Source organism: Curtobacterium sp. MCJR17_055 (assembly GCF_003224335.1).
Taxonomy (GTDB): domain Bacteria; phylum Actinomycetota; class Actinomycetes; order Actinomycetales; family Microbacteriaceae; genus Curtobacterium.
Genome location: NZ_QKLF01000001.1, coordinates 801,118 through 814,055, shown reverse-complemented (window position 1 = coordinate 814,055; position 12,938 = coordinate 801,118). Strand labels below are relative to the sequence as shown.

Below are 12,938 nucleotides of genomic sequence, written 5' to 3'. Positions count from 1 at the left end.
GCCCGGTTCGCCTATCCTGTCCGGGTGACGAGCACCCGCGCCCGCCCCGTCACGACGCGCTCCCGCAGCCTCACCGGTCCCGGTCTGGTGCTCGCCGCCGTCGTGGCGCTCCTCGCCGTCCGCATCGTCTCCCCGGCGGTCGGCACCGCGGGGCTGCCGGACGTGCTGCAGGACTTCCTGACGCTCGCGATCAGCGTCGTCGTCGAGTCCCTGCCGTTCGTCGTGCTCGGCATCGTCCTGTCGATCGTCGTCGAGGTGTGGGTCCCGCACGGCGTCCTCGAGCGGATCCTGCCGACCCGGCCGATCCCGCGCCGAGCCGTGATCTCCCTGATCGGCATGCTCTTCCCGGTGTGTGAGTGCGGCAACGTCCCGCTCGCGCGCGGCCTCATGCTCCGCGGGTTCACCCCGGCCGAGGCGGTCACGTTCCTCGTCGCGGCGCCCATCCTCAACCCGCTCGTCATCATCAGCACCGCGCAGGCGTTCGGGTGGTCCGGGTGGATCCTCCCCGCCCGGATCGTCGGCGGCTTCGTCGTCGCGAACCTCGTCGGCTGGATCGTCGCCGCACACCGCCGACCAGCCGACCTGCTCCTCCCCGCATTCGAGGCCCGGTGCCGCGCGGCCGTCGGTGCCCCACCGGTGCGCGACAAGTGGCGGGAGAGCGCGTCGCACTTCGGTGGCGAGACCGCGACGATGATGCCAGCCCTGTTCGTCGGTGCGGGCCTGGCGGCGGCGATCCAGGTCGCGGTGCCACGGAGCACCCTCGTCGCGGTGGGGGCGAACCCGGTGCTGTCGGTGCTGGCGATGATCCTCCTCGCGATGACCGTGTCGCTGTGCTCCAACGTGGACGCCTTCTTCGCGCTGTCCTTCGCGTCGACGTTCCTGCCGGGGTCGATCACCGCGTTCCTCATCATCGGGCCGATCATCGACGTCAAGATGATCGCCCTCCTCCGCACGACGTTCCGGGCACGCTTCCTGGTGCTGCTCGCCGTCGTCTGTGTCCTGTTCGCCGCGACCGTCGGGTTGGTGATGAATGTCCTCGTCTGAGCGCACCGTGCTGCGCCGCACCCTGCTCGGTCTCGGGTCGGTGCTGGCCGTGGCCGTCGGCACCCTGTGGCTCGGCATCGCCGACCACCTCGACCTGTACATCAACCCCCGCTACGCCACCTTCACCCTCGTGCTCGCCGCCGTCGCCGTGCCCGCGTCGATCGCGGGGCTCGTCGTGGTCGCCCGCCACGGCGCCCACGCGCACGACGGTGACCCGGAACCGCGGCCGGCCGAGGGCGGGCGCCTGCTGCACGTGGTGCTCGGGTCCGTCGCGGCGCTCGTCACGATCGGCACCGTCGTGGCGATGCTCGTCCTGCCGCCGACCACCCTCTCCGCCCGGACCGCCCAGCAGCGGAGCGTCGGGTCGGCCTCGCTGTCCGACGCGACGGGTGCCGGTGCGCCGGTGACGCTCCTGGGCAGCGAGTCCGTCGACACGTCCGAGTACGGCGTGAAGGACTGGGCGGCGCTCATCCGGCAGACGACCGACACGACCGCGCTCGTCGGCCGCAAGCTCACCCTGACCGGGTTCGTCGTCCCGGGGTCCGACGGGTCGTTCACGCTCACACGCTTCGTGGTCAGCTGCTGCGCCGTCGACGCCCAGCCGGTCGGCATCGGCGTGACGACCGACGACGCCTCCCCGCAGGAGGGCGAGTGGGTCCGGGTCGAGGGTGCCCTCGCCGCGAACCCGGACACCGCCTCGGACGCCCGCCTCGTCATCCGCGCGGCCCGGGTCAGCCCGGTCGAGCAGCCCTCGGACCCGTATGAGTACTGAGTCCCGTCCGCGTCGCCCGGTCGCGCACCGCTTCCGTCGCCGCTTCGTCGCCACGGTCCTGGTGCTCGCCGTCGTCGCCGCGCTCGCCGCCGTGGTGGGGACGCAGCAGGGGCCCCGGCTGCGGTCGGTGTCCTACGACGCCGGCGACCTCGTCACCCGACCGGCGCAGCGGGTCATCCTCACCGCGAACCAGGCCGTGCAGCAGGTGCCCGCGTCCGCCGTGCGCGTCCGCCCCGCGGCACCGTTCTCGGTCACGTCGAGCGGCAACACCGTCGCCGTCGAGTTCGCCGGACCGCTCGCCTACGACCGCGAGTACACGCTCACCGTCCGCGGGGTGCGGGCACCCGGACAGGCTGCGACGTCGGAACTGCGCACGACGATCCGCACCGGGACCACGGACGTCCTGGCCGTGGTGCCGGGGACGGACGGCGGTCCGGACAGCATCGTCCGCCGGGGCCTCGGCGCCGCGGGCTCGCGGACCGTGTACCGCGCGCAGGGCATCACGGAGTACGCCGTCCTGGCCCGCTCCCTCGTCGTGCTCCGGGACGACCGGGACGGCGGGTCCGCCATCGACATCGTGCCGCTCGCGGGCGGGGTGCAGGACGACGCCGTGCCCGTCGAACGCCTGTCGATGCCGAGTTCCCGCGGCTCCGCGAAGGCCCTGCACGCGGCCGACGACGGCTCCTCGTTCGGGTTCGTGTACGCCGACACGTCCTCCGGGCGCTCCGAGGACGTCGGCCTGTACGTCGTCGACCTCACCGGCACGCACCAGCCCGAACCCGTCGCGGCCGACGGCACCCCGACGGCCGGGGCGACCCCGATCTCCGTGGCGCAGTGGGCGTACGTGCCCCGGACCGCGAGCGCCCTCGTCCGGACCGGCGCCGACGACCTCGTGCTCGTCGACATGAGCGGTCGGAACGACGCCGTCCGGCTGGGGTCGGCGACCTACCTGCACGGCTTCGTCGGCTCCGGCACGACCGCCGTCGTCGAGACCGGCAACGGGATCGTCCAGCTCGACCTGACCGACGGCGAGCGGACGGACCTGCCGGCACCGGCGGCCAGCACCGACTCGGCGTACCTCGGGCGGATCGCCCCGATCGCGGAGGACGTCTACCTGCGGGTGGTGGGCTCGGTCCGCGAGGACGGGACCCTGGCCGCGCGCATCCTGCGGGTGGACGGGGCACGGGCTTCCCGGCTCGCGGTGACCGTGCCCGACGACGCGAGCATCACCGCGGTCTGCCCGTCGCCGAACGGGCAGTTCGTCGCCGTGGCGACGCAGTCGTCCGACGGTGCGCTCGTCAGCGTGGTCGATGCGACCTCGGGCGCGCTCGAGGCCTCGCTGGCCGGGACCGCGATCGACTGGTGCAGCGCGCTGCCGACGGGCGACGAGGTCGGCTGAGGCACCGGCACCGGCACCGGCACCGGCACCGGCACCGGCACCGGCCGACCGGTCAGTGCCGCAGCGTCTGCCGCGGGTACTCGCCGAACCGGTTCAGGTACTCGCCGGAGAACCGCCCCATGTGGCTGAACCCCCACCGCGAGGCGATCTCCGCGACCGAGGCCGACCCCGGCTCGGCCGCCAGCAGGTCCGCCCGGACGTGCCGCAGGCGGACCTCGCGCAGGTAGTTCATCGGGGTGCGGTCGAGCGTCCGCTGGAACGACTCCTGCAGTGCCCGGACGCTCAGGTCGGCGGCGCGGGCGATGTCCGACACGCTGAGGGGCTCGCCGGCGTGCTCGTGCAGGAACTCCACCGCGGCGCGGAGTCGGGCGTTGCGGCGCTCGCCGTAGCCGTCCGGCTGCGTCTCGCCCTGGAACCGGTACAGGCCGAACAGGGACCGAGCGACGTCGCGCTGCGCCTCGTGCCACGCGAGCGACGAGGGGCCGTCGACCCGGAGCGAGCGGACGGCGGCGGCGACGGAGCCGCGCCAGACCTCGATGGCCGCGGCCGTCGGTGGCGTCCGGCGGTCGAACGCGAGGGTGCCGTCGACCAGGAACTGCTCGGCGGCCACGTCGAGCACGAGGTCCCGGCGCAGGTGGACGAGGCGCTGGTCCCAGTCCTCGTACTCCATCTCGAAGCGCTGCTCGACCGGGAAGAGGGTCGGGACGCCCGGCTGCATGCGGACCTCGTCCCGGCCGACGTCCACCCGGGCGCGACCGGCGTCGATCCACTGCACGACGACCTCGCCCTCGACGGCGACGTCGCCGCGGAGGTGGCCGTGCATCTGGGAGCGACGGATGCTCATCCGGTCGTCACCGACGCCGACGTACTTGTACCAGTAGTCACGGTCGATCGGCGAGGAGTACCAGGCGCGCCCGGCGTACATGCCGGCGAGGTCCTGGATCGCGCCACCCGTGTCGGTCCCCGACACCGCGACGATGGCGGCGGCGGGTGCCGGGGTCTCCGGAGTCGTCATGCTCTCACCTTCTCCCGGAGCGGCGTCCGGATGCGAGTCGCCCGGCGCGGTGTGCCCCGGTGGACGGCGTTCCGTGGACCTTCGGGGGCGGGTACGGAGGTTCCGGTCAGGATCGCGACGGGGTCGGAGCCGGTCGGGAGGCCCGTCACCAGCAGGTGGCGGGCCTCCCGTCCGGTGCGTCCCGGCCGGCGACCGCCGGGCGGGAGGGGAGGCGTCGTCAGGCGAGCGTGGCGGCGTCGATGACGAAGCGGTAGCGGACGTCCGAGCTCAGGACGCGCTCGTAGGCCTCGTTCACCTGGTCGGCGCTGATGAGCTCGGTCTCCGGCAGGATGCCGTGCTCGGCGCAGAAGTCGAGCATCTCCTGGGTCTCGCGGATGCCGCCGATGGACGAGCCCGCCCAGCTGCGGCGGCCCGGGAGCAGCGCGAACGCCGGGACCTCGAGGGGCTCGGACGGCGCCCCGACGTTGACCATCGTGCCGTCGACCTTGAGCAGGCTCAGGTGTGCGGCCATGTCGATCTTCGCCGAGACGGTGTTGATGATGAGGTCGAACGAGCCGCGCAGCTCCTCGAACGTCTCCGGGTCCTTCGTCGCGTAGTGGGCCTTCGCGCCGAACCTCAGCGAGTCCTCCTTCTTGGAGGTCGTCTGCGACAGGACGGTGACCTCGGCACCCAGGGCGGCGGCGATCTTGACGCCCATGTGGCCGAGTCCGCCGAGGCCGACGATCGCGACCTGCATGCCGGGTCCGGCGTTCCAGTGGTGCAGCGGCGAGTACAGCGTGATGCCGGCGCAGAGCAGCGGCGCGACCCGCTCGATGTCGAGCGACTCGGGGACGCGGAGGACGAAGTCCTGGTCGACGACGACGGCCTGCGAGTAGCCGCCCTGCGTGATGGTGCCGTCGGCGCGGTCGACCGAGGCGTAGGTGCCGGTGTTGCCCTGCAGGCAGTACTGCTCCTGGCCGGCGAGGCACTGCTCGCACTCGCGGCAGGAGTTCACCATGCAGCCGACGCCGACGAGGTCGCCGACGCGGTACTTCGTGACGTCGGAGCCGACCTCGGAGACGTGGCCGACGATCTCGTGACCGACGACCTGCGGGTACTCGATGCCGCCCCACTCGCCGCGGACGGTGTGGATGTCGGAGTGGCAGATGCCGGCGTAGTCGATGTCGATCATGACGTCGCCGGGCAGGAGGTCGCGGCGCTCGATGGTGGTCTTGACGAGCGGTTCGGTCGCGGACGGTGCCGCGTACGCGTTGACGGTGCGCAAGGGTCTCCTCGTGGGGGTGGGGATGACGGGCCGGGTGCGGCCCACCGTCGATCCTGCCCCCGTCGCCCGACCTGAGACAGGTACGGACGGAGCACCCCTCGCGGTCCGGGCGGTCAGCGGGCCGTGCTGCTGGAGGCCCGGACGACCAACCGCACCGGCTGCACGTGGTGCCGCGGGGGCCCGTCGTCGCCGGCGATGCGTGCCAGGAGCTCCTCGGCCCCGACCCGGCCCATGGCGTCCGGATCGGAGGCGATGACCGTGATGCCGAGGACGTCCGCGAGGTCGAAGTCGTCGAAGCCGACCAGGGCGGGCCGGTCCGTGCGGTCGACGAGTGCGCGGAGTGCCCCGGTCGTGATCCGGTTGTTCGTGGTGACGATCGCGGTCGGCGGCTCCGGGGCGTCGACCAGGTCGCGCACGGCACGCGAGGCCTCGTCGAGGTCGTGCGAGTCACTGCGCACCCACCGTTGCCAGTCCGGCACGCCGGCCGCGCGCATGGCGTCGCCGAACGCGTGCACGCGCTCGCGGTGGGTCGACAGCCGGCTGAGGTCGCCGACCAGGCCGATGCGGCGGTGTCCGCGTTCGAGCAGGTGCTCGACCGCGGTCCGGATGCCGCCGGCGTTGTCGAGGACGACCGAGTCGGCGTCGACGTCCGCCGGTGCGCGGTCGAGGAACACCACGGGCGTGCCGAGGGCCCGCTCGCGGGCGATCAGGGAGTGGTCGTCGTCGGCGGACACGACGAGCAGGCCGCTGACACGGCGTTCGACGAGCTGCGCCACGAGGGTGCGCTCCCGGTCGGCGTCCTCGTCGTTCGAGGTGGACAGCAGGCTCAGCCCCGGTGCGCGGAGCGCGCGCTCGGCGCCCCGCGCGATGCGTGAGTAGAAGGGGTTCGCGACGTCGCCGGTGACCAGCCCGATCGTGGCGGACCGTCCACCGGCGCGGAACTCGCGCGCGAGCGTGTTCGGGCGGAACCCGAGCTCGGCGGCGACGGTCAGGACCCGTGCCGCGGTGTCGGCGGCGACGTACCGCTCGCCGTTCACCACGCGTGAGACCGTCTTCATGCTGACGCCGGAGCGCTCGGCGACGGCGCGCAGCGTGGGTCGCTCGGTGCTCACCCCGTCATCGTACGGTTGTCCGGTTTGCTGGGCGTTCCTTGACACGACTCACACGGAACCGTTAGAAACGTCGGGTGTGACAACGCTGTCATGGTCGACGCGGCGTCACTCCTCCCCAATCTCGGAAGGTGACGATGTCGTCATTCGGTTCCCGGCGCAGCCGGACCATGCACCAGATCAGCGGTCGGCGCGGCGGGTTCGGGACCCGCGCCACGGCCGTCGTGCTCGGGGCGGCGCTCGCCGCATCGGGTGCGCTCCTCGGGGCCGTGCCGGCGCAGGCCGCGTCCGGACCCTTCACCACCTCCTTCGAGGCGGGGGACACGGCGCCCCTCGCGAACACCCCGCTCACGCCGTCGACGACCGTCACCGGGTCGACGCTGCCGCCCGGGAGCCTCCTCGGTCACGTCACGGGCGTCACCGCCGACGCCGAGAACCCGCCGAACGAGGTCGCCGCCAGCCTGGCCGACGGGAACGCGGGCTCGAAGTGGCTCGCCTTCCGGAACACCGGCGTCGTCACCTACCGGCTCGACCAGCCCGAGACGCTGCGGGCGTACTCGCTCACGAGCGCCAACGACGCCCCCGGCCGTGACCCGTCGGCGTGGACGCTCGAGGGCTCCACCGACGGCACCACGTGGACCACGGTGGACACGCAGACCGCGCAGACCTTCAGCGGCCGTGGGAAGACGAACACGTACACCGCGGCGACGCCCGGCTCGTACGACCGGTACCGCCTCCGCATCACGAAGAACAGCGGCGACGGCATCACCCAGCTCGCCGACTGGAGCATCTCCGACGGCTCGACCACCCCGCCCCCGCCCAGCCCGATGGTCACCCGGGTCGGCAACGGACCGGTGTCCGGACTGAACATCCGCTCGACCGTCGGGTTCAGCGGGACCAAGGCGCTCCGCTACGCCGGCGCCCACGTCGCCGCCGGTCCGGCGAGCGCGACGAACGTCCTCTACGACGACGTCGCGATGCCGATCACCGCGGACAGCGAGCTCAGCTACAAGCTCTTCCCCGAGCTGAACGGGGACACCACCTACCCGGCGACCTACGCCGCGGTCGACCTGCAGCTCAGCGACGGCTCGCTCGTGTCCGCGGACCCGCAGGTCACGGACGAGAACGGCAACCGCGTCTCGGCGGAGGCCCTCGGTGCAGGCAAGGTCTTCTTCGTCGACCAGTGGAACTCCATCCGGATCCCGCTCGGCGCACTCGCCGGCAAGACCGTCGACAAGGTGCTGTTCACCTACGACGACGACGCCGCGGGCACCAGCGCGTCGACGAAGTTCCAGGGCTGGGTGGACGACATCCGCATCGACCCGGCGGCCGAGCGCATCGACGGCTCGAGCCTGACGGACTACGTCGACACCCGCCGCGGCACGAACTCCTCCGGCGGCTTCTCGCGGGGCAACAACATCCCCGCCGCGGCCGTCCCGAACGGCTTCAACTTCTGGACGCCGATGACGGACGCGTCGAGCCAGTCGTGGGAGTACTCGTGGCAGTCCGACAACGACGCGGACAACCTGCCGCGCCTCCAGGGCATCGGCATCTCCCACGAGCCGAGCCCGTGGATGGGTGACCGCAACCAGCTCGCGATCATGCCGTCGACCTCGGGCACGACGCCGAACGCCTCCCTCGATTCCCGTGCGCTCGCGTTCGACCACGCCGACGAGGTCGCCCGACCGGACCTGTACTCCGTGAAGACCACGTCCGGGACGGTGGCCGAGGTCACCCCGAGCGACCACGGCGCCGTGCTCCGGTTCGCCTTCCCGGCGAGCAGCGGCAGCGTCGTCCTCGACAACGTCGGCTCCGACGAGCGCACGTCGATCACGATGGGCGACGACGGCACCGTGACCGGGTGGACCGAGGGCGGCTCCGGCCTGTCCGTCGGCGCCACGCGGATGTTCTTCGCCGGTCGGTTCGACACGGACCCGTCCGGCACCGGCACCGCCGCGGGCGACCGCAGCAGCGCCCGCTACGCCTCGTTCTCCGGGCTGACCGGCGACCATGTCGTCGAGCTCCGCCTCGCCACCTCGTTCATCTCCCTCGACCAGGCGCGGCACAACGCCGACCTCGAGCTCACTGGCAAGTCGTTCGAGCAGGTCCAGCAGGCCGCCGCCGCCCAGTGGAACGAGCGGCTCGGTGTCGTCACCGTGCCGCAGTCGGCCGCGAGCGACACGCAGCTCCAGGCGCTCTACGGCTCGCTCTACCGGATGAACCTGTACCCGAACTCGCAGCACGAGAACACCGGCACCGCCGGGGCACCCGTCTGGGAGCACGCCAGCCCGAACGTCGCCCCGAAGGGCGCGGCGACCGCCACCACGACGAACGCCGTCGTGAAGGCCGGCAAGGTCTACGTCAACAACGGCTTCTGGGACACCTACCGCACGGTCTGGCCGCTCTACTCGATGCTCTACCCGGACGTCGCACAGGAGCTCGTCGACGGGTTCGTCCAGCAGTACCGTGACGGCGGATGGACGCCGCGCTGGTCCTCACCGGGCTACGCCGACCTGATGACCGGCACGAGCTCCGACGTCGCCTTCGCGACCGCGTACCTCGACGGTGCGGTGGACACGAAGACCGCGCTCGAGGCCTTCGACGCCGGGTACAAGAACGCCACGACCGTCTCGACCGACGTCTCCGGCGCCGGACGCAAGGCGCTCGACCAGTCCGCGTTCCTCGGCTACGTGCCGGACTCGCTCCACGAGAGCGTCTCGTGGGGGCTCGAAGGCACGATCAACGACCACGGTCTCGCGGAGATGGCCGAGGCGTTGGCGAAGGACCCGGCCACGCCCGCCGACCGCGTCGAGGAGTTGGAGACCGCCGCGGCGTACCTGCACGACCGGGCGGAGGACTACGTCAACCTGTTCGACGCGGACGCCGGGTTCTTCCAGGGCCGGAACGCCGACGGGTCGTTCGAGGTCCCGGCGGACGAGTTCGACCCGGCCGAGTGGGGCGGCGCCTTCACCGAGACGGACGGCTGGAACTTCGCCTTCCACGCCCCGTTCGACGTGCAGGGCCTCGCCGGCCTGTACGGCGGCGACGAGCAGCTCATCGCGAAGCTCAAGGAGTTCTACGCCACCCCGGAGACGGCCGAGAACGTCGGCTCCTACGGCGGGCAGATCCACGAGATGCTCGAAGCGCGGTCGGTCCGCATGGGCCAGCTCGGCATGAGCAACCAGGTCTCGCACCACATCCCCTACATCGCGGCAGCTGCCGGCGACCCCTCGCTCACGCAGCAGGTCGTCCGCGAGAGCATGCGACGCCTGTTCGTCGGCAGCGACATCGGGCAGGGCTACACCGGTGACGAGGACAACGGCGAGATGTCGTCGTGGTTCGTGTTCTCGGCGCTCGGCCTCTACCCGCTCGCCCAGGGCTCCGGTCAGTACACGATCGGTTCGCCGCTCTTCTCGCAGGCGACCGTGCACCTGCCCGGAGGCGACCTGCGCGTGAACGCGGCGGGCAACAGCGCGCAGAACGTCTACGTGCAGTCGGCCTCGTTCGACGGGAAGCCCCTGGACCGTGCGGTCATCGCGCAGTCCGACATCGCGAAGGGCGGCACGCTCGACTTCCGCATGGGGTCGACCGCGTCGAACTGGGGTGCCGGCAAGACCCAGGGTGCCGAGGGGCTCGACGCCCCGGCCGTCGCGCCGAAGCCGCTCGTCGACGCCACGACCTCCGGCTTCGGGGTCACGACGAGCGACGACGACACCGCCGTCGGCGCACTGACCGACGACGAGTCCCTCACCGCGACGACCTTCTCGAGCGCCACCCCGGCGATCACGTGGAAGTCGTCGCAGGGCCCGGTGACCGTCGACCAGTACACGCTCACCACCGCGGCGAGCGGCGGCCAGCCCACCTCGTGGAAGCTCGAGGGCTCCAGCGACGGCAGCACGTGGGTGCCGCTGTCGACCGTCGCGAAGAGCACCTTCGACGCGCCGCTCCAGACCCGTCCGACCACGATCGAGCACCCTGCCGCACTGACCTGGTACCGCCTGTCGGTCACCGGGACGAGCACGGGGAAGGCGCCGTCGATCGGGGAGTTCGAACTCCTCGCCGACAGCAGCAAGACCACCAGCGCGTTCGCCGTCGAACCGACGCCCGGGCTCACCGCGGAGGTCGGGCAGTCGTTCACGGGTGACCTCGCCGCGATCACCGGGCCGGGCACCGAGGCGTCCGACTACACGGTGACGGTCGACTGGCAGGACGGGTCGGACCCCCAGCAGGTGACGCCGACGAAGTCGGCGCTCGGTGCCTGGGAGGTGCCCGGCGAGCACACCTTCACGACCGTCGGCGAGCACACCGTGCACGTCGTCGTCCGCTCCGGTACGGAGATGGCGAGCACCGACGTCCCGGTGACGGTCTCGCGCACCGCACCGAGCCTCCAGGGCGCGTTCGACAACGTCTGCCTCGGTGACCCGGGACAGGCCGCGAACTGCGACTTCGGCGGCCGCGGGTTCTCCCGCTCGGCGCTCGCCGCCGACGGGTTCGTCCAGGGCACGACGAACACCGTGCCGGGGACCGACCTGACGTTCGACCTGCCCGCCGTGGAGCCCGGCGAGCCGGACAACGCGACCGGGAACGGCCAGACCATCCCGGTCCCGACGGGCACGGACATCACCGAGCTCGCCGTCATCGGCACCGCCAACGAGCGGGCGCAGCAGACCGTCGGCACGATCCGGTACTCCGACGGGACCACCGCCGACCTGCCGATCGAGTTCGGCGACTGGGCGGCCTCGCTCGCGGCGCCGCGGTTCGGGAACACGGTCGTCGCGTCGAGCGACCACCGCACCGTCGGGGTGAACGGCAGCGACCGGATCGCGGCAGGGGTCTTCGCGACCCCCGTCACCACCGTGCCCGCCGGCAAGCAGGCCGTGTCGATCACCCTGCCGACCCAGACCGGCTCGCCGTCGAGCGCAGGACGGATCCACGTCTTCGCGATCGCGACGAACGGCACCCGGGTGCCGACGACGGCGCTCACGGCCACGGCCGGTGCGCGCCTGAGCGGCACCGCCGGCGAGGAGGTCTCGGGCACGCTCGCGACCGCCACCGGCGGCACGATCGGGACCGGCACCACGACCGCCACCGTGAACTGGGGCGACGGGTCCCCGCTCGAGGAGGCGACCGTCACGGTCACCGACGGCACCGCGACCGTCACCGGTGCGCACACCTACGCGACGGCGGGCAGCCGGGAGGCCGTGGTCACGGTCGACGACGGCACCGGCAGCGCGAGCGTGCGGACCCCGGTCGAGATCGCGGCGGCTCCGGTGTGGACGCCGACGCTCACCACCTCGGCCGGGTCGGGGGTCCGTCCGCGGGCCACCGTGCACGTCACGGGTGCCGGCTTCGCCGCCGGCGAGACCGTCACGGTGACCGTCGACGGAGAGGGCACCGGCACCACCGCGGTCGTCGCAGCCGACGGGTCGGTCGCCTTCGACGTCACGGCTCCGGGTCGTCCGGGCAGCCACAGCGTCTCGGCGATCGGTGACCGGTCGGCGACCCTGGCGACCGTGGCCTTCCAGGTGGTCGTCCCCGGCAACGGCGGGGGCAACGGCGGGGGCAACGGCGGCGGCTCCGGGAACGGGGGCGGCAACGGCGGCGGCAACGGCAACGGCGGCGGCTCCGGCAACGGGGGTCCGGGGCACGGCGGCGGCCACGGTTCGTGGGCGCCGGAGTTCCGGCTCCTCGCCGAGGCCGGCACCGAGGGCACCGTCGTCGGCTACTCCGGCAGCCGCTTCGCACCGAACGAGCGCGTCACCCTCACCCTGCACAGCAAGCCCCTCGCGCTCGGCACGGTGACCGCGAACGCCGACGGCGTGCTCAGCGGCACCTTCACGGTCCCGTCGGCAGCACGGCCCGGTGCCCACGAGGTGCAGGCGCGCGGTGCGACGTCGGCCGTCACGGTGAGCGCCGCGTTCCGGGTGCTCGCCCGGCCCGCAGCGGACGCCGGACGCGCACCGGCCGAGCCCGGGCGCTGGGGCGGCCTGGCCTCCACCGGGTCCGACGTCGACCCGGCCCGCTGGGGCCTCGTCGCCGGAGCGCTCGTGCTGCTCGGCGCCGGGATCACCGCGACCGCCGCGGTCGTGCGGCGTCGTCGGAGCCGGCTCGGGTAGCGGCGGATGACGGACGGGAGGCCCGGTGCCAGCTGGTACCGGGCCTCCCGTCCGTCTGTGCGCGTGTCGTGCGCGTCGTGGCCGTCGCTCGCTGTCGCGCTCGGGGCCGGCCCCTGACCCGTGGTCCCTCCACTCGTGCTGCGGCTGCTCGCTCTCCCGGACGTGGGCGCGGGCGCGGGCGAGCGCGGACCCGGGTGCTGGCGCGAGCGCGGGCGACCG

The 12,938-nt window shown here is 72.9% G+C and carries 7 protein-coding genes; 4 read left to right on the top strand and 3 right to left on the bottom strand.

Translation table 11 applies throughout. The annotated features are described in order from the left end of the window. Positions 1 to 24: 24 nt before the first annotated feature. Genes DEJ16_RS03760 through DEJ16_RS03750 form a run of 3 tightly spaced genes read left to right on the top strand, consistent with a single transcriptional unit; the run spans position 25 to position 3,215 of the window. Complete coding sequence (locus DEJ16_RS03760) at positions 25 to 1,044, top strand: permease (RefSeq protein ID WP_181419441.1); 1,020 nt, start codon at positions 25 to 27, stop codon at positions 1,042 to 1,044. After that, entirely contained in the window at positions 1,031 to 1,816 is a 786-nt protein-coding gene (locus DEJ16_RS03755; RefSeq protein ID WP_110823175.1) for a TIGR03943 family putative permease subunit, read from the top strand. Before DEJ16_RS03760 ends, DEJ16_RS03755 begins: the two co-directional genes overlap by 14 nt. Beyond that, positions 1,806 to 3,215, top strand: coding sequence for a hypothetical protein (locus DEJ16_RS03750; RefSeq protein WP_110823177.1), 1,410 nt, complete (start codon positions 1,806 to 1,808; stop codon positions 3,213 to 3,215). Before DEJ16_RS03755 ends, DEJ16_RS03750 begins: the two co-directional genes overlap by 11 nt. A 52-nt stretch (positions 3,216 to 3,267) precedes the next feature. On the opposite strand, the gene DEJ16_RS03745 is transcribed toward DEJ16_RS03750, so the two are convergent. The 3 genes from DEJ16_RS03745 to DEJ16_RS03735 all read right to left on the bottom strand — a co-directional run bounded on the left by DEJ16_RS03745 (position 3,268) and on the right by DEJ16_RS03735 (position 6,606). Continuing rightward, positions 3,268 to 4,230, bottom strand: coding sequence for a helix-turn-helix transcriptional regulator (locus tag DEJ16_RS03745; RefSeq protein WP_110823179.1), 963 nt, complete (start codon positions 4,228 to 4,230; stop codon positions 3,268 to 3,270). 217 nt (positions 4,231 to 4,447) lie between these two features. After that, on the bottom strand, positions 4,448 to 5,494 hold the full coding sequence (locus DEJ16_RS03740; RefSeq protein ID WP_110823181.1) for an NAD(P)-dependent alcohol dehydrogenase: 1,047 nt from the start codon (positions 5,492 to 5,494) through the stop codon (positions 4,448 to 4,450). Positions 5,495 to 5,607: 113 nt separating this feature from the next. Continuing rightward, positions 5,608 to 6,606, bottom strand: coding sequence for a LacI family DNA-binding transcriptional regulator (locus DEJ16_RS03735; RefSeq protein ID WP_220032727.1), 999 nt, complete (start codon positions 6,604 to 6,606; stop codon positions 5,608 to 5,610). Between the two features lie 134 nt (positions 6,607 to 6,740). Here DEJ16_RS03735 and DEJ16_RS03730 point away from each other — a divergent pair, with 134 nt between their 5' ends. Further along, positions 6,741 to 12,719, top strand: coding sequence for a GH92 family glycosyl hydrolase (locus DEJ16_RS03730; RefSeq protein WP_258365809.1), 5,979 nt, complete (start codon positions 6,741 to 6,743; stop codon positions 12,717 to 12,719). Positions 12,720 to 12,938 lie beyond the last annotated feature (219 nt).